This window comes from Mucilaginibacter sp. SG538B (assembly GCF_013376065.1).
Classification (GTDB): Bacteria; Bacteroidota; Bacteroidia; order Sphingobacteriales; family Sphingobacteriaceae; genus Mucilaginibacter; species Mucilaginibacter rubeus.
The window spans coordinates 539,341-558,894 of the sequence record NZ_JABMJI010000002.1; the positions used below are offsets into that span (position 1 = coordinate 539,341).

A 19,554-nucleotide genomic window follows, 5' to 3' on the forward strand; every position below is an offset into this window, starting at 1 on the left:
CATCTGAACAACAGGTACATTAAGTGTACTATTTAGATTTATTATAAATAATTTGCATTATAACACCCGCCTGACTACTTTTGCGCTATTATTTATATTTAGTCTAAATAAAATGGATCAACCCAAACCATCTTTCTCAAAAATCTTTTCACTTTCATTTATAGTGCTACTTATAGGCACCATCCCGGCCCTTGCCCAGCAAGCCAGAGGCATCCTTAAAGGTAAAATTGTCACCATAAAAAATGGGCCTGCCGAAAACGTTTCGGCAGTACTTAAAGGCACCAGGTACGGTACCATAACCGATGAAAACGGCTTATTTGAAATTAAAGCCCCGCAAGGAGATTATACACTTGTAGTATCTGAAGTTGGCACAAAAGGACAGGAAAAACCAGTAACCGTAACAGCCGGGCAAACAACTGTGTTGCCTGTTATTACTGTTGATCATACTATTCATGGTTTGCAGGAAGTAAATATAAATGCTAATAAAACCAATAAATTTAAACGTTCACGAAGCGAGGATGTTGCCAAAATGCCTTTAAGCAACCTCGAAAACCCACAAGTTTATAATACCATAAGCAGCCAGCTGATGCAGGAACAATTGATATTTTCTGTTGATGATGCTATAAAAAATGCCCCTGGGATCCAAAAAATGTGGGAAGCTACCGGTCGTGGCGGCGATGGCGGCGCTTATTATAATAGCAGGGGCTTTATTGTACAAAGTACCATGCGTAACGGCATTGCAGGGATTATAACTAATGGCATTGACGCGGCTAACATCGACAGGATTGAGATTATTAAAGGCCCCTCTGCTACTTTATTCGGAAGTTCTTTAACCTCATATGGCGGCCTGATCAACCGTGTTACCAAGAAACCTTATGATACATTTGGCGGAGAAGTGAGCTTATCTGGCGGCAATTTTGGTTTTTACCGGGGCAGCGCCGATATTAACACTCCGCTCGATAAAGATAAAAAGGTACTCTTCCGTTTAAACACCGCTTTTAATCATGACGGCAGTTTCCAGAACAACGGCTTTTCACGGAATTTGGTTATTGACCCAAGCATTGTTTATAAGGCTTCCGACAGGTTAACCATTAGTGCCGATGCTGAATTGTCATATGGCACCAATATCGGAAAATCTATTTTCTTTTTCCCTTACGGACAAACCATTGATGCCCTGGGCTACAGTCGTGCCGATCAGTTCAAGCTCGACTACAAACAAAGCTATCATGGAAATGACCTGACTCAAACGTCACAAAACAGGAATTTTTATGGCGAAGTAAAATACAAGATCTCCAACGCCTGGACAACACGTACCAACCTGAGCCTCACCCATAGCTATTCGAACGGCTTTGGCCCTTACTACTACCTGTTGCCAGGCGATTCTATTTCCCGTAACGATCAGTCAACCCGCAAAAGTAAAGATGACATGATCGAGATCCAGCAAAACTTTAACGGCGACTTCAAAATAGGTAAATTCCGTAACCGGTTTGTAGGCGGCCTGGACTTCTTCAGGGAAAACTCGCAGCAATATTTTTTTGGCAGTACGCTCGATACTATATCTGTAACCGGCAATCAAAACTACCGCAATTTCAACAAAGCGGCTATGGACGCCCTTTATGCTACCGGCATTTATGGTTTTACCTACCCTTCCATGTTTAAACGGAATACCTACAGCGCTTATATCTCTGATGTGTTTAATATTACGGATCAACTGATAGCATCGGCAGGTTTACGCGTAGACAGGTTTGACAACAAAGGCAACTATGACCCAACAACTCAAACCACATCCGGGGCATATAAGCAAACCGCCTTTTCGCCAAAATTTGGTTTGGTTTACCAACCCGTTAAAGACCACATATCGCTGTTTGCCAATTATCAAAACAGCTTTAACAACAAAACCGGTACTACCGAAAACAACCAACCGCTTAAGCCTGAGCAAGCCAATCAAATTGAAGGTGGCGTAAAACTTGATCTCTTCGATGGTAAATTGAGCGGTACGCTAAGTTACTATGATATCAAAGTGAAAAATATCGTACGTCCTTCCACCATAAATCCCATTCTTTCGGTACAGGACGGAACCCAATACAGCAAAGGCTTTGAAGCCGAAGTAATAGCCAACCCAATAATTGGCCTTAACATCGTAGCAGGTTTTTCATATAATGATTCAAAGCTTACCAAAAGCGCCGATGCCGGCGTTGAAGGTCTTCGGCCTGCAACCGCCTCATCGCCATATCTGGCAAATTTTTGGGTAAGCTACAAGTTTCATCAAGGTGCGGTGAAAGGTTTTGGTTTGGGTTTCGGCGGCAACTATGCCAGCGATAATAAGATCGTAAACAGCCGGGCCATTGGGGTATTTACCCTGCCGGCTTACACCGTATTAGGAGCATCAGCATTTTATGATACTAATAAATACCGGTTTGGCGCTAAGCTTGACAACCTTACCAATGAAAAATACTGGATAGGTTACACCACCATTAACCCTCAAAAACTAAGAAGTTTTGCATTAAGCGCAACCTATAAATTTTAAAACAGCCATTAAATAAAAAGCAGGAGTGTATTACAGTTCCTGCTTTAAGTTAACAACCCTATCATTCCTGTTAATCCTGAATAAAATGTCCAAATCCATACACTCTTTCTGTAAGCTTCCTCCTCTTTTATTATGTGCAGTTTTGCTGCTCTTCAACATACCCGCGCTGGCCGAGGTAAAACCCGGCACCATAACCGGCACAATCACGACTGCCGATGGCCAAACCGTTCCCGGTGTAACCGTAAGCCTTAAAGGTAATGGCATATCCGCAGGCACGGTTACCAGCGAAAGCGGAAGGTTTACCTTTAACAAGGTAAAACCGGGCAGCTACACCATTAAAGTAACGTTTGTGGGCCTGGCTTCTGAAGAAAAAGCAGTTGAACTGGCCGATGGACAACGCGTTACCGTAAACTTTATGCTGCGCGAAAACGCCAACCAAATTGGTGAGGTCTTAATTTCGGGCAGGAAACAAAAATATAAGATCGACGATCCCTCACCCAGCCTGAGGTTAAACGAGCCTTTACTTGAAGTGGCACAAAATATCCAGGTGGTATCTTCCGACCAGATCAAGGACCAGCAGATCTTTAACATGCTCGAAGGCGTATCGCGCAATGTGAGCGGCTTAACCATGCAGGAGCATTGGGGCAATTATGCCCGTGTAAATGCCCGTGGCGACAGGCTTGCACCTTTCCGCAACGGTATGAACATCGAAGCTACCTGGGGCCCGCTAACCGAGGATATGTCATTTGTTGACAGGATTGAATTTGTAAAAGGCCCTGCTGCATTCATGCTGGCCAACGGCAACCCCTCGGGTTTTTATAACGTAGTTACCAAAAAGCCTACCGGCACTACCAGCCAGGTATTCAGTTTTACTGCAGGCAGTTTTAACAGCTACCGTGCCACTGCCGATTTTGACGGCGTACTTACTAAAAACGGTAAACTGCAATACCGCCTCAACCTGATGGGCCAGCTTTCAAAATCATGGCGCCCGTATGATTTTACCAACCGTACGGCTATCGCTCCCGTATTACGCTACAAATTCGACAGCAAAAATACCCTCACTGCCGAGTATACCTACCAGTACCAGCGCATGAATGCCTTTGGTACCGCCTACCTGTTCTCCACTGATGGCTATGCAACACTGCCGCGCAACTTTACTAACGCGCCTTCAAATTCGCCATCATCGGGCATCCGGGACCAAAGTGCGTTTTTAACTTATGAGCATACCTTTAACAGCAAGTGGAAAGTTACCGCGCAGGGTGCTTATTTTTATTATAAGCAAACGGCATATAGCTATTGGATAAACAGCATCAGCAGCAACGGCGATGTTGACCGTAACCTTGGTTTATGGGATGCTGTTAACAAAAACAAATTTGCCCAGGCTTTTTTAAACGGCGAATTTAATACAGGCAAAGTTGTTCACCGCCTGTTAAGCGGCCTTGATATTGGCGACAAGTACTACATTCCGGATTATTTTCAATCAAGCTCGCTTGATCCTGATCCCGCAAACCCTTTCAATATCCACAATCCAAATAATGGCCCTGTTACTTTACCTGTGTTTGATAGATCGGTTCCGCTTAGCGAACGTGGTAAAAACGCTGTAAATACCGAAAAATATCAATCATTTTATGTACAGGATGAGTTGGGCTTTTTTGATCAGAAATTGCGTTTAACTGTTGCCGGTCGTTACACCCATGCCACTACAACCGATCCTTATGCCGGCGATACCAAAGGGCATAAATTTACGCCCCGTTTTGGGTTAAGTGTTAACATTGATCCCACTACAACTGCTTATGCGGTATATGATCAATCTTTTGTGCCGCAAACAGGTAAAGTATACAGCGGCCAAAAAGTTAAGCCTATTACAGGCAACAACATGGAGCTCGGTTTAAAACGCGACTGGTTTGATGGAAAGTGGAATACTACCTTATCTGCTTACCAGATACTTAAAAACAACCAGTTGGTAATCGACCCCGACAAACATGGTGAATCTGCAGCAAATTACGTTTTGCAATTAGGTCAAACTAAAACAAAAGGTGTTGAATTTGATGCCCGCGGCGAAATCATAACCGGCCTGAGCCTCATGGTTAACTATGCTTATACCGATTCGAAGATCTCTAAAGATACCGACCCTGCAAATGTTGGCAATCCTGTTCCCGGCTTTGCAAAACATGTTACCAATGCCTGGTTAACATACCGTTTACAGCATGGCAGCTTAAAAGGCTTGGGCTTTTCAAGCGGCTATCAGTGGCAGCTTGACCGCCTGCCATGGAGCCTCGGCACCGGCACATCAGATCTGCCAAACTATTTCCGTTTAGATGCAGGCGCATCTTACCAGGTCAAGAAGATGAGTTTTGCGTTAAATGTAAATAACGTGCTTAACAAATACCTTTACTCAGGTGGGCACGAGGGATTGAGCACCGACGGCAAAACTGTTTACAGCTGGCAGGCAGAAGCACCAACAAACGTACGTTTAAGTATCGGTTACAAATTTTAATGAATGACACCTTTTAAAAAAACACTGTTGTTTATACATCGCTGGCTCGGATTTATATCCGGGCTGGTGGTATTTATAGTAAGTATAACTGGGTGTATCTTTTGTTTTCAGGACGAGATCCAGGATGCGATACACAGTTACCGTAAGGTTGAAGTACAAAACAAGCCATACATAGCACCATCAATACTTAAAGCCGAAGCACTGAAAGGCCGTAAAGGTGCTACCGCCAGTTATGTTTACTATTACGGCACCGGTCGTCCTGCAGGGGTGTTGGTAACGGACAAGAAAGAGGGCCTCCTTTTTGTATATCTGAATCCTTATACAGGTAGGATCACCCATACCGAAAGCCCCACCACAAACTTTTTTATTATCGTTGAATATATTCATCTGTACCTGTTGCTTCCGGCTAATATCGGCACCCTGGTAGTAGGCATATCGGTAATAATTTTTGTGGTGCTGATGATCACCGGCATAATACTCTGGTGGCCCAAACGTAAAAGCGACCGTAAACGCAGCTTTACTATTAAATGGGCTGGCCGCTGGCGCCGTGTTAATTACGACTTGCATAATGTTTTGGGCTTTTATGCCACCAGCGTAGCTATCATATTAGCTATAACAGGTCTGTCAATATCATTTGACTGGATGCGTGAAGCTATTTACATAGCTGCTAATCTTGGCAAAGCGCATCCCGAAGAAAAAGTAGTTTTCAAGTCTGATTCGTTGTTGAACGGCAAAATGGATACTACCCAGGTTATCAATAAAGCATATTTATCAGCCAAAGCCGCCTCGCCAAATGCCGAAATGTTTTTAATTTACGACGATGCTGCTAAAGCCGGTGCCATAGGCGTAACCGCATACGCACAGGCCCTGCACTACTATAAAAGTGATAGCTATTCTTTCGATAAATACACCGGCAAATTATTGAACCGTACTGCGCATGAACAAAAAAGTGCCGGCATGAAAATGAATAACATGAACTATGATGTTCACGTAGGGCAAATCTTAGGCCTTCCCGGTAAGACCATTGCTTTTTTGGCCAGTTTGATTTGTGCAAGCTTGCCAATCACCGGCTTTATCATCTGGCTCGGCAAACGCAAAAAATCCAAATCAAAAAAGGTAAAAACGGTGGTGCACAGAAGGACGGTAAGGCAGCATTTGCCAACCGACCGTTGATTTTTGATACACTGATTACGTTGATTATTCTTTCGCTTCCTGGTATAACTCCCCCTTTTAGGGGGCTGGGGGGCCAATAACCACCTCATCATCCAAGGGATGCCCGGTGCAGGTCAAGATCCATCCTTGTGCAAGATCCGCTTCAGTAAGTACATCATTTTTCACCATTTCAACTTTACCGCCGGTGCATTTAACCATGCAGGTAGAGCATATTCCTCCCCGGCAGCTATAAGGTAATGGGATATTGTTTTGCAGGGCGGCCTGCAGTATGGATTGGTTTTCGCCTACTACAATATCGTGCAGCTCGCCCCGGTATTTTATTTTGATGTTTTTAGGTGGAAAGTTAGTAAAGCTGCTTGTTACGGCAACTGTTTCGAGCACAAAATTTTCGCGGCGGATCTTTACCTGATCAATCCCCATATACACCAGGTCGAACCGGATCATTCGCATAAAAGCAAACGGGCCGCAAAGGTAAAACTCAGCATTTGCCAGGTTGAAGCTGGCGTATTGCTTCACCAGCTTTTCTACCTTATCGGGGTTGAGTCGGTTACCTTCGCTGCTAAGCAGGTAAATGATTGTCAACCTTTCGGGGTGTTTGGCTGCCAGTTTATCCAGCTCGTTTTTGAATAAAATGGAAGCGGCATTTTGATTACTATAAATGAGGGTTAGCCTGCTTTTACCCTCCCGGTTCAAAATATATTTCAGTTGCGAAAATATAGGGGTAATGCCGCTGCCGCCCGCAAATAAAAACAGATCCTTTTCCTGCTGATGGTCACTGATGATAAAACGGCCGGCAGGGGCTAATGCTGTTAACTCATCGCCTTCCTTTATTTTAGTGAGCATAAACCTGGATATTTCACCGTTGGTAATGCGCTTAATAGTTATTGCAGGGTATGGTTCATCGGGCGACGAGCTTAACGAATACGAGCGCCTGATCTCTTCCTGCCTGTGGTTAAATATCAGTGTGATGAACTGCCCTGCGGTATAAGGGATAAGATTACTATCAATACTGCTCAAATAAAATGTAGCCGTATCTGGAGTTTCCCATTTTATGCGTTCAACTTTTAGTTTTAAAATCTCTTCGGTCATCAATTGATGGCGTTATTGTTTATCTGCAAGCATTTTGCGGATAACGCTGTTCTTTTTGCCGTAAGTATAATAGATAACCAAACCAATTGCAAGCCAAATGACCAAACGCAACCAGGTATCGCCGGGTAGAAACGTCATCATGGCAAAACAGGTCAGGATACCCAGCACCGGCACCAATGGCACAAGGGGTGTTTTAAACGGCCGGTGAATATCAGGCTGCTGCTTCCGTAAAATAAGTACACCGGCGCAAACCATAACAAATGCAAGCAAGGTACCAATGCTGGTCATTTCACCAACCACGCGTATCGGAACAAATGCGGCAAAGAGGGCTATAAAAGCGCAAAGCATAATATTCGATTTCCAGGGGGTGCGAAATTTGGGATGCACTTCTGAAAAAACCTTAGGCAGCAAACCATCTTTCGACATAGAGAAAAACACACGCGATTGGCCTAACAGGTCGACCAAAATCACCGAGGTATAACCTATTAAAATAGCCAGCACAATAGCTTTGCTCAACCACTGGTAATGCGTTTTTTCAATGGCGATGGCAACCGGTGCGCCCGAACCTATAAATTCCTTATAGTTGGCCATTCCGGTCATTACGTGCGCAAATACAATAAAGAGTACCGTACAGATCAGCAGCGAGCCGATGATCCCGATAGGCATATTGCGCTGCGGGTTTTTGGCCTCCTGCGCCGCAGTTGATACAGCATCAAACCCAATAAATACAAAAAACACTAATCCCGCCCCTCTCAATATGCCCGACCAGCCATAATCGCCCCAAACACCGGTATTTTGCGGGATATAGGGATGATAGTTTTGCGGGTTAATAAATGACCATCCAACCGCAATAAACACCAGCACCACGCCCACTTTCAAGGTTACAATAATGGCATTAACCAATGCCGAACCTTTTGTACCCCGGATAATGATACTGGTAACCAAAATCACAATGAGCGCAGCTGGCAAATTGATGATTCCGTTAATAATATTGCCATTGGCAGCCTTAGCAGTTTCAAAAGGCGAAAGCGTAAGCTGTGGAGGCAAATACAGGTCAAACCAGGATAAAAATTTAGTAAGGTATTGCGACCAGCTGATGGCCACTGTTGCTGCGCCCACGGCATATTCAAGCGCGAGGTCCCAGCCTATGATCCAGGCAAAGAGCTCGCCCATGGTAGCATACGAATAGGTGTAAGCGCTCCCCGCAACAGGTATCATGGCCGAAAACTCGGCATAACAAAGGGCAGCGAAAGCACAGCCAATAGCAGCAATTAAAAAAGAAATGGTTACCGCAGGCCCCGAATGCTGGCCCGCCGCTATACCGGTTAACGAAAATAAACCGGCCCCTATGATGATGCCTATCCCAATTAAAATAAGGTTAACGGGCCCAAGCGAGCGTTTTAATGAATGTTCCCCCTCCTCCTTCGATTCGCGGAGCAGGGTTTCTATGGGCTTTTTGATCATGATATAAAAAAGTCCACAAAGTTAGTAGATTATTGCAGGGATTAAGCGTGGGTGTATAATTGGGAGGTAAATAAATAAACTTCTCGGGCTCGTTACAAACGGGCGCAAAGGTTATGAAGTAAAACAGAAGCGGCAGGACCATCAGATCCTGCCGCTTTAAATTTAGAAGCTTAAATAATATTAAGCGGTTGCTTTTGCGTAAAGTTCGGCAACGTGGTTCCAGTTGATCACATTCCAGATAGCTGCTAAGTAATCCGGACGACGGTTTTGATATTTCAGGTAGTAAGCATGCTCCCAAACGTCGATACCTAAAATCGGGGTACCTTTTACTTCAGCGATATCCATTAACGGGTTATCCTGGTTAGGAGTTGAAGTTATAGCCAATTTTTTATCAGCAGTAACAATTAACCATGCCCAGCCAGAACCAAAACGGGTTGCACCTGCTTCAGATACTTTGGTTTTGAAATCGGCAAATGAACCGAAAGTGCTTTTGATAGCATCAGCTAAAGCGCCTGTAGGCTCGCCGCCACCGTTTGGTGATAACAAGGTCCAAAACAAAGTATGGTTGTAGTGACCACCGCCATTGTTACGCACAGCAGCGGGGAATTTAGAGATATTTTTAATGATATCATCGATATTGCTTTCAGCCTCAGGCTTACCTTCCAAAGCTTTGTTTAAATTGGTAACATAAGCCTGGTGGTGTTTGCCATGGTGAATTTCCATGGTCAGTTTATCAATGTGCGGTTCCAGAGCATCAGTAGCGTAGGATAACGCCGGTAGGGTAAATGCCATAATTTTAGTTGTTTATTTTAAAGTTTACTGTTTGTTGTGACGTAACAAATATAAGCGTTGATTGAAGTTTTTGTTCTAAATAATTGTCATGTTTTCTTTAGTTCATAGTTAATGGTTCATGGATCATAGCTTATATAGCTATCTCTCATTGCCATGAACTATGAACCATCAACTATTAACTCACTTCTTCCTCTTCCCCTTAAAAAAATCTTTCACCAACTGGCTGCATTCAGCTTCGCGGATACCGCCGGTGATCACTGTTTTGGGATGGGTTATTTTTTGGTTGATGCGGCCGAACCCGAGTTTGTTATCATAGGCCCCAAAAACGATCTTACTTACCTGGAACCAGTATGAAGCCCCGGCACACATTACACAGGGCTCCATAGTAACGTACAGCGTACAGCCTTGCAGGTATTTACCCCCAATTAAATTGGCGGCTGCAGTAAGGGCCTGCATTTCGGCATGGGCCGATACATCGTTAAGCCGTTCGGTAAGATTGTGCCCTTTTCCTATGATGCGGCCATTGTAAACCACAATTGCCCCAATCGGAATCTCATCCTCCTCCAATGCATAGCGGGCTTCTTTTAGCGCTTCGCCCATAAAATATTCATCGGGCGATATAGAGGCCTCATCCTCAAAACTGATATATCTCATTTAAATAAGTTTGCTGCCGTTTGGCACTGGCTTTTCAACAGCGGTTAACACAATGTCTCCGTTCTCATCGGCAAAGCCGGTAACCAAAAACTCCGACATAAAATTGGCGATCTGCTTTTTAGGGAAATTTGTTACACCCACTATCTGCCGGCCAACCAATTCTTCTTTGGTGTAATGCTTCGTGATTTGCGCGCTCGACCACCGGATGCCGAAAGTGCCAAAATCAACCCTCACCTTAAAGGCCGGCTTACGGGCTTCGGGGAAATCAATTGCCTCCAATACAGTGCCCACACGCAGTTCTACTTTTTCAAAATCATGCCAGGTGATGGTTTCCATACGGGCAAAGGTAAAAAAATATGTCTCTCGCTCTTCTCCAAAAAAGCTGCCCTTGCCTCTATTTTAAGTAAAGGGTTTGATATGGACATTGGCGAACAAAATCAATGCGTCATGTATCATGAACTGATGAGTTATAATAATGAAACGCGACAATTCTGCTCATGGGGCCGAATGTAAAAGTCCTGTTCCAAGCCGCTTAGGCTTAGCCATTGCCTCTAACACTCTCAATTAATATTCGTCCCGTCCTTCACCTCATCGCTGGCATTTTTAAGAATGATATCGTTGGCCTTCAGGTTTCCAAACACTTCGGTTGAGTCATGTCTGGATAATCCTTCCTTTATATCAATTAATGCTGCCTTGCCGTCTTTTACGGCTATTACATATTCCCTCTCGGTTGACCGGATGATGGCATTGTTGGGCACTAACAACGATTTGGCGCCCGAAAGCATCGGGATCTTTACTTCGGCATACATCCCCGGTTTTAGTATTCCATTTTGGTTTTGTACGTCTATTTCAATAGCTTCAGAACGCATACTCCCTAAAGCATTGGCCGAGCGACTGATTTTGGCTGTTTGTTCCTGCCCCGGCATAGCATTAAAAGTGAATTTTACCTGCTGCTTTAAGTCAACTTTGTCTACGAAATCTTCGGGGATGTAAACCTCTAAACGTAGCTTGCGGGTATCCTGCAAAATAAGCATCGGCAGGTCTGTACCTTTACCCGGGGCTACCAAAGCTCCTGGAGATACATTACGCTGAATGATCATGCCATCAAACGGTGCACGAATGTTCAGGTAATCCTGCATGGTGCGTACAGATGCCACGATCGAGCTTTCTGAGCGGGCCATTGCGTCATCAGCTTTCATTTTTGCTAAAGCGTTATCCAATTCAAGCGGCGAAACTGATCCAGGTTCTTTTGCAGCCTCTTTTAAACGCTGATACTTTTCTTTACTGGCAACAGCATTTTCCTTAGCCTGCATGTACCGCGAATCCGCAGCCTGCAGTTGCGATTCCATTTCCGGCGCTTCTAAGGTTACCAGTAATTGTCCCTTTTTAACCAAAGTACCACGGTCAACAAAAACGGTTTTTACAAACCCGTTTACTTTCGGAAACAGGTTTACCTCGTTATAAGGCTTTAACTGGCCCGGAAGGCGGGCTTCGCTTGACAGTGCTTTTTCCGACACTTTGCCGGTTTCATATCCGCTTGCTTTTTGGGTGGTTTTTTTGGTTTCTGTGAGGTCCACCGGCTTTTGATTGCCTGCACATGCAGCCATCAGGCTGATACTGCTTAGCAGTACAATATATTTTAGTTTCATAATATTAGCTATTGGAGGTTTCAAGTTGTTGAGGTTCATTAACATTTACGTCCTTCATTAAGGACGGTGAATCATAAGTGGTTTTTTGCTGTACCCAGGCAAACACCTGCGGTAGTATAAACAGCGCGGCTAATGTTGAGGCAAACAAGCCGCCTATCACAGCGCGGCCCAAAGGTGCGGTTTGCTCGCCGGCTTCACCCATCCCTGATGCCATCGGGATCATACCTGCCATCATGGCCAAACTGGTCATGAGGATTGGTCTTAACCTGATGGACGCACTGGTAATGGCTGCCCTTGTAGAGTCTTTATAATCCAGTCTCAGGGTTTCAGCATTGGTTACGATCAGGATGGCATTTGCCACCGATACCCCTGTAGACATGATCATGCCCATGTAACTTTGCAGGTTAAGTGTTGAACCGGTAAGCAGTAATGCTGTTAGCGATCCCAATATTACTGCCGGTACGGTAGATAGTACTGTAAGGGATAATTTAAACGATTGGTAGTTAGCGGCCAGCAATAAAAAGATCACCAAAATGGCAAACATCAAACCGTTCTGCAAGCTGTCGAGCGTTTCTGTCAATAAGCTCGACATGCCCTTAACTTCAGCAATCAGGCCTTTAGGCGGTGCCCCGACAGATTTGATAACCTGCTGCACCGCGGCAGTAGCGGTGCCCAAATCCTTCTTGTAAATATTGGCGCTCACGGTTAAGAAGCGGCGCGGACCGGTACGGTCATATTCACCAGGAACGTAATTAACCTTAAAGCTGGCGATATCACCCAGTACAGGTGTACTTTGGCCTTTCACCAGTGGGATCTCTTTCAACTCATCCATTGTATTCATCACATACTCTGGAATTTGAACCTGTACCTGGTAGGTATAGGCCGATTTATCATCCAACCAAAGGTTTTTCTCGGTAAAACGGCTTGATGATGTACTTGCTGTAACCGAGCGGGCAACATCTTTAATATCCAGGCCTAATTGAGCAGCTTTCAACCTGTCGAGCGTTATTGCCACCACAGGAAACTTTAAAGGCTGACTGATCTGCACATCCCTCAGGTAGCTGATCTTTTTAAGTCCGGCCAAAACTTTGTTCGAGTAGCCTTCTATCTGTGCCATATCCTTACCAGCTACCCTTATTTCGATAGGTGTGGATGCACCCTGGCTCATGATCTTTTCGGTCATGTCGATAGGTTCAAAAGTGATGCGGAGATCGGGCATGCGCGATGCTATGTTTTTACGGAGCGCGTCTTTAAGCTCATCCATATTGATGTGGTAATCTTCATCAAGGTTAACCTGTAATACCGCTTCATGTGTACCGGTATTAAATACATAAAGGTTGCTGGTACCGTAGCTGCTTGGCACAATGCCCACATAACCCGATGTGATAGCTACATGATGGTTCACCGTACTGTCAATGATCTGCAAAACCTGTTTCAGCCCGTCTTCCGTACGTTCAAGTCTTGTGCCATCCGGCTCTTTGATCCTGATCTGAAACTGGCCGTTGTTGAGCTTCGGCATCATATCTTTTCCAATGGTAACAAAGCAAACACCGGCCAATCCCAAAACAACCACGAGATAAACAGGCACAATTATTTTTTTGTTATGCATCCAGCGTTCAATGATGTGTATAAAACGGATCTTTATCCGTTCAAACAGGTCATTCTTTTCGGGATGTTTTTGCTCCTGTTGCAGGTGATGGTTTACCTGCCCTTCTTCGGGCCGGTCTAAAGCTTCGCCGGCATGAGCATGCAATTTCCCATGTTCATAATGCTGATAGGTTTCGGCTTTGATAAGCCAGTTTGATAAAATAGGCACCAGTGTTTGCGCTATGATGTACGATACGATCATCGTTAAGCCGATAGATAGCGACAGGGGTAAAAACATCGCTTTAGGTACGCCGTTCATCATAAACGATGGCGCGAATACTGCAAGGATACACAGCAGGATGAGCAATAGGGGGAACGAGATTTCCTGGCAGGCATCATAAATAGCCTGTGCTTTGCTTTTGCCCATCTCCAGGTGCTGGTGAATATTTTCGATGGTTACCGTCGCCTGGTCAACCAAAATGCCTATGGCGAGGGCAAGCCCGCTCAATGTCATGATATTGATGGTTTGGCCGAATAAGCCTAAAAGTAATACACCTAACAAAATAGATACCGGGATAGTAATCACCACGATCAAACTGCTTCGCCAGTCGCGCAAAAACAATAATACCATCAGGCCGGTGAGCAATGCGCCCAGACCGCCTTCTGTCATAAGGCTCTTTACCGCGTTTATCACAAATATGGATTGATCAAACTCATATGAGATTTTAACGTCATCGGGTAAAAGGCCCTGAATTTCCGGAATCTTCTTTTTCAAAGCCTGTACCACGCTCCAGGTACTGGCATCGGCGGTTTTTACTACCGGCAAATAAACAGAGCGCTTGCCATTGATCAGCGCATAATCAACCGTAACGTCGGTAGCATCGGCAACACGGGCAACATCTTTCACCAAAATGGGTACGCCGTTTTTGGTAACTACGGGGATATTGCCAAATTCATCTGTTTGGCTGATCAGCGTATTAACCGTAGTTACAAACATCGTGTTGCCTAACCTTAAATTACCCGAAGGCGACATCACATTGAACTTAGCCAACGCGCTTACTACCTCATCGGGCGTCAAGCCGTAACTTCTTAATTTGTTTGGATCAACGTTTAAGGTGATGGACCTGGCGTTTGAACCAAACGGCGGCGGGGCCGATAAGCCGGGAACAGTAGCAAACATAGGCCTCACTTTAGTAGCAGCCATATCATAAATATCCTTCAGGCTGCGATTGGGGGCGGATAGTACCAATTGCCCAACGGGCAACGATGAAGCATCAAACCTTACAACCTGCGGTGGCAGCGCTCCCGGCGGGAAAAAGCTCATTACGCGGCTTACCTGCAAAGCCACCTGGGCCTGTGCTTCGGCCATGTCTGTACTCTCGTAAAAACTCAGCTTAACCATAGTTAAACCCTGGATGTTTTTACTGGTAACGCTTTTGATGCCGTTCACATACAGAAACTGGTCTTGCAAACGGGTTGAAAAGAAACCCTCCATTTGCTGCGGCGACATACCGCCATATGATTCAATAACATAAATGGTGGGCAGGTTTAGTTTTGGGAAAATATCTATCGGTATTTTTATAGCACTAAGCACTGCAAAGATGAGCAGGCTCAAGGTAACCACCACCGTTGTGATGGGCCGTTTAAGTGCGGATGTGACCATTGACATAGCTAAATTATTTTAAAAGGTTTAATACAGTATTTACCTGGTTGCCGGTAACGGCCTGCTGGAACAGGGCATTTGAATAGGCATATTTGGCCTGTACATAGTCAGTTTCGGCGCGGTAAAGGATATTGAGCGCGGCGTTAAGCTCAATGATATCGGTTAGCCCATTTTTGTATAATGACAGCTTTTGCCGGTACCCATCAGAAGCCGCTTTAAGCTGATTGGGGATCTCAACCAGGCGTTCGCGGGCGGTTTGCAGCTCCACGCCCGACCGGTTTGCATTGACCGCCAGCAATTGCTTTTGCTCTTCCAGCTTTTTCCGGGAGTAATCGGTATTGGCACGTTGTGTCCGTAATTTTAACTGGCGGCGACGGATATCAAATAGGTTATAGGAAACACCTATACCTACCAGGTAATTATTCCTGTCGAACCCCCATCCGCTGCTGAGGCTGTTAAAACGGTCGTTAGCATCAACACTTGATCCCCTGCCCCAAACGGCGCCTTCCAATAATATTTTAGGATTGTAGCTTTTTTTGACGAGTGTTTCCCGCTGCAAACTGTTTTGATATACCGATTTATAATAATTGATCAAAGGATGATCGGTGGTGTCGATCACCAAAGGGTCGAGGCCGGTTGCGGTATTGATAAGATTTGTTTCGGCAGCAGTATCGGGTACTATTGTCTGATAGGGTAAGCCGCTGACAGCCGAAAGCTGTAACTGTACCTGCTTCACCTGGTTGTTCAGTTCGATATAGTTCAAACGGGCTTTTGACAGTTCGGCCTCGGCAATGCTGGTATCAACACCTGCCCTTACCCCACTTTTGGCGAGCGACTGTACCGACCGGCGGATCTCCTGATTGCGTTTTATGTTCCGCGCCTGGATGGTGAGGAAGTTTTCCAGTTCCGTTAGGAGCAGGTAATTGCCAATGGCATAAGCCTGCAACTGATATTTGGAATCAGCAAACTGGTTTTGCTGTACCTGAATATCAGAGTTGGCTACTTTATTTTGAGCACCATAGGCCCCAAAATTATAGATCTCCCAGTCGAGCGCGGCTACCCCAACGTTGGCTGATACGGTGGTAGTATTGCTTTCCGGCCGTACCCCCCTGGAGTTGGAAGGAATGATACCAAAGCCGAAGTATGGGCCTGCAACATTGTTATTGGTGCCATAATCTGCCTGGTAATTTAGTTTCAGGTTGGGGAGCCAGCTGCTCCTGGTTTCAGCGGCCTGGGCTTGCCTAACCGCTATAGCTGCTGAATCGGTTAGCAATGTGGGTGCGTTTCGGTTTACGCTGTTGAGCAGCGTTTTTAAGCTAACTGGTGTGTTACCTTGTTGCTGCGCATAAGTACAGGCTGTTATTAGCAGGCCTATAAACAGGCAGCAGAACTTCTTTGAAATTCGCATATCTTGAGGTACGGAATATGCTTACCGGGAAATGCCCGCACACTAATCGCTACAGATCAGTAAGTACTGCAAAAAATGCCGGTAAACGATGGATAATTAATTGAAAAAATGATCGATGATGTATCTAAAGGCAGAGCGCCTTTAATCATTCAAATCAAATGCGAAAAGTGCAAAGGGAAAGATAGGAGTATCGATACCCGGGTATAATCCTGAAGTTTCGGATTAATGGCTTCGGATTTAATTTCCATAGCTGCAATGCAAAAAACAACAGGATAAAACTGCCTATAACAGCGCTGATCAAATCGGTAACAGACTTTTTCTCCTCAAGGGTTGATTTGTCTGGTCTTTGAACGTAGCTTGATTCGCTGAAGCTGCTGTGCAGGTTCTCCATCTTTCGTTTAAAAACCGAATTGAATCCTGTTGAACGTGTACGGCCTGGTTGCGTCAAGCGGGGAAGGAAAAAAACATGACTGCTCGCGATGACCAAATAAAAGGCCATTACCGATAATATCCGCAACGATCTCAAAAATTCAGTATTTCGCTTATTCAACATATTGCTTATGCTGTACAAAAATGAAAAAAATAACCTAATTGTTTTGCAAAAGTATTGTTGCATTTATATTCTGCATACCGGGATGAGGAAACTTCACTACTATTAAGTCAAGGTAGCCCCCCGCCAGGTAATTGTCTTGCCCTCCGGAGGTTCTAAGTAACGTTTTCTTTTATTAAACATGAGCGAACCAAGAACCAACTAACAACAGGAGTGCGGTTGCATCAACCCTGGCGAACTGCGGCTTTATTAACTAAAGTGTGCCATTTCGAAAGCTTATTCATCAGCTCATCCAGTTTTACAGGCTTACTCAGGTAATCATTCATACCGGCCTGCAAACAATCCTGTTCATCGCCGGCCATGGCGTTGGCTGTTAATGCAATGATAACAGGCTGCTTAATGTCGTCTTTGCGGATTACACGGGTTGCTTCAAGCCCATCCATAACAGGCATCTGCATATCCATTAAAATAAGCCCGTAATCGTTTTTGTACAGGGCCTCTATTGCTTCGAGCCCGTTTTGGGCCATACCCGGCTTATAGCCCATTTTGTTTAAAATGTGTTTAATAACGTGCTGGTTAACCTCATTATCTTCGGCAATAAGGATATTGAAGGGATACTTATCACTAAAATCAACCGAGAGCTTGCTCTTAGTTTGTTTATCATCGTTTTGGACCGGTTTATTCCTGAGCGCCATAAAAACCTGTTTGCCCAACACCTGTTGTTTTATCGGCTTGCTCATAACAGAGGTAAACAGCATTCGCTGATCTTTTATAAATTCTTCGCCAACCGAGCTTAGCAGTATAATAGGAATGTGGCTGTACCCTTCCCTGATGATGCGGGCCAGCATAACCCCATCCATTACGGGCATGTTCATATCGGTAATAACCAGGTCAATGTCTTTGTTTCTCTGCAGGATCACTAAAGCCTCGGCCGCAGACTCTGCCGGTACCGATTTAAGGTTCCAGTTTTCAAACTGGCGGTTTAAAATAGACAGGTTGGTATGGTTGTCATCAACTATAAGTATCTTTTTGCCGCGCAGTTCCTCAAGATCAAAACTGGCAGGCTGCCGGTGGGAGATCTCGCCGGGATAGGCGTTTATGGTAAAGAAAAACCTGGTACCGGCACCGGGCTCACTTTCAACACCTATACTGCCGCCCATTAGCGCAACAAGCTTTTGGCAAATAGCCAAACCTAAACCGGTGCCCCCGTATTTGCGTGTAGTAGATGAATCAACCTGCGAAAATGCCTTGAACAGCCGGTGCAGCTTATCCTGCGGAATGCCTATGCCTGTATCCCAAACATCAAATCTTAATTTCAGCAAGCCATCAGATTGTTTGTCAACACAGCTAACCTTAATACCAACCTCCCCTTTCTCCGTAAATTTTATGGCGTTGCTTACCAGGTTTATAAGCACTTGTTTAAGCCGCAGCGGATCGCCGATGATACCCGGCGATATATCTTCGGCAATTTCATAAACCAGGTCGAGCCCCAATTGTCCGCCTTTAATGGCAAACATATCCATCACATCTTCAATACATTGCCGCAGGTTAAAATCATCCTGTTCAAGATCAAGACTACCTGCTTCTATCTTTGAAAAATCAAGAATGTTATTGATCACATGGATGAGCGTTTCGCCGCAGCTGATGATGGTTTCGTTAAACATACGCTGCTCATCATTAAGCTCAGTTTCATTCAATAAAGCCGACATCCCGATAACCCCGTTCATAGGCGTACGGATTTCGTGGCTCATGGTGGCCAGGAAAATGCTTTTTTCCTGGTTAGCCTGATCGGCCGCGAGGCGTGCCTTTTGAAGTTCCTGGTTTGAATAGTTTAGTTCCTGGTTTGCAGCTGCCAAAACCTCTTCATTATGTTTACGCTCGAGCGATAACTGAGCTTCCCGCTGCAGATCGGCCATTTGCAGGGTTTGTACTATTCTTAGTTCGTTATACTTGCGCAACTGATAGGCCCAAAGTCCGCATATGAACATGATAACCCCGGTAAGCAACACATGTATGGTAAACGTTTGAAGATCAAAGTAATTGAGCTGGGTAAAAAATATGCCGCCATAGCCAATATCCTGCATATAGCTGAAAACAGCATGGTGTACAATAACAACTAAAAGCAATGGCAATTGTAGCCTCCAGTTTTGGTAGGTGATCAGCAGCGCACTCGAAATAAAAGCAAAAAAGTGCATCTCAAACAAGCCGTGCATCTGGTAAATATACTGGGCCATAAAAATACCTAATACAGCTGCCAGCACATATTGGTATAAGGAAGAATTAGGCAGGGCTATTTTAGCAGTATAGTACGCCAACAGGCACAGGCCGCCAACGCCAAAGGCAATAAGCCATGTATCATAAAAATAGGCCAATGCTAAACCAACTACAAAATGCACAGGCAGGAAATAATCCATCAACCTGTCTGAGCGGTCTTTGATCTCGGTTTGAAAATTAATGTTTTGAACTATGTCTGCGGTCACAATGATTGATATTTAGGGGTA

Annotated in this window: 12 protein-coding genes; 3 read left to right on the forward strand and 9 right to left on the reverse strand. The window is 44.8% G+C overall.

Translation table 11 applies throughout. The features are described from left to right. Positions 1–112: 112 nt before the first annotated feature. The 3 genes from FHW88_RS11705 (at position 113) to FHW88_RS11715 (ending at position 6,197) form a co-directional block, all read left to right on the forward strand. Positions 113–2,527, forward strand: coding sequence for a TonB-dependent receptor (locus tag FHW88_RS11705; protein WP_176625564.1), 2,415 nt, complete (start codon positions 113–115; stop codon positions 2,525–2,527). Between the two features lie 85 nt (positions 2,528–2,612). Then, on the forward strand, positions 2,613–5,024 hold the full coding sequence (locus FHW88_RS11710) for a TonB-dependent receptor (protein ID WP_176625566.1): 2,412 nt from the start codon (positions 2,613–2,615) through the stop codon (positions 5,022–5,024). Positions 5,025–5,027: 3 nt separating this feature from the next. Further along, positions 5,028–6,197 carry a PepSY-associated TM helix domain-containing protein gene (locus tag FHW88_RS11715; protein WP_176625568.1) on the forward strand — a complete coding sequence of 390 codons (1,170 nt, stop codon included), beginning with the start codon at positions 5,028–5,030 and terminating at the stop codon, positions 6,195–6,197. Positions 6,198–6,254: 57 nt separating this feature from the next. On the opposite strand, the gene FHW88_RS11720 is transcribed toward FHW88_RS11715, so the two are convergent. The 9 genes from FHW88_RS11720 to FHW88_RS11760 all read right to left on the reverse strand — a co-directional run bounded on the left by FHW88_RS11720 (position 6,255) and on the right by FHW88_RS11760 (position 19,533). After that, positions 6,255–7,286: a ferredoxin--NADP reductase gene (locus FHW88_RS11720; protein ID WP_090531014.1), complete on the reverse strand. Its 1,032-nt coding sequence runs from the start codon at positions 7,284–7,286 to the stop codon at positions 6,255–6,257. A 12-nt stretch (positions 7,287–7,298) separates the two neighbouring features. Next, positions 7,299–8,750: an amino acid permease gene (locus FHW88_RS11725; protein ID WP_090531017.1), complete on the reverse strand. Its 1,452-nt coding sequence runs from the start codon at positions 8,748–8,750 to the stop codon at positions 7,299–7,301. A 180-nt stretch (positions 8,751–8,930) separates the two neighbouring features. Continuing rightward, positions 8,931–9,542 (reverse strand): superoxide dismutase, encoded by a 612-nt coding sequence (locus FHW88_RS11730; protein ID WP_090531021.1) that lies wholly within the window; start codon positions 9,540–9,542, stop codon positions 8,931–8,933. 180 nt (positions 9,543–9,722) lie between these two features. Continuing rightward, complete coding sequence (locus FHW88_RS11735) at positions 9,723–10,196, reverse strand: nucleoside deaminase (RefSeq protein WP_175490035.1); 474 nt, start codon at positions 10,194–10,196, stop codon at positions 9,723–9,725. Beyond that, positions 10,197–10,532, reverse strand: a complete 336-nt coding sequence (locus FHW88_RS11740) for a tRNA-binding protein (protein WP_090531024.1) — start codon at positions 10,530–10,532, stop codon at positions 10,197–10,199. A 224-nt stretch (positions 10,533–10,756) separates the two neighbouring features. Continuing rightward, complete coding sequence (locus FHW88_RS11745; protein ID WP_176625570.1) at positions 10,757–11,845, reverse strand: efflux RND transporter periplasmic adaptor subunit; 1,089 nt, start codon at positions 11,843–11,845, stop codon at positions 10,757–10,759. Between the two features lie 4 nt (positions 11,846–11,849). Further along, on the reverse strand, positions 11,850–15,101 hold the full coding sequence (locus FHW88_RS11750) for an efflux RND transporter permease subunit (protein ID WP_176625572.1): 3,252 nt from the start codon (positions 15,099–15,101) through the stop codon (positions 11,850–11,852). A gap of 7 nt (positions 15,102–15,108) precedes the next feature. Then, positions 15,109–16,503: a TolC family protein gene (locus FHW88_RS11755; RefSeq protein WP_176625574.1), complete on the reverse strand. Its 1,395-nt coding sequence runs from the start codon at positions 16,501–16,503 to the stop codon at positions 15,109–15,111. 774 nt (positions 16,504–17,277) lie between these two features. Next, complete coding sequence (locus FHW88_RS11760; RefSeq protein ID WP_176625576.1) at positions 17,278–19,533, reverse strand: response regulator; 2,256 nt, start codon at positions 19,531–19,533, stop codon at positions 17,278–17,280. Positions 19,534–19,554: the final 21 nt, after the last annotated feature.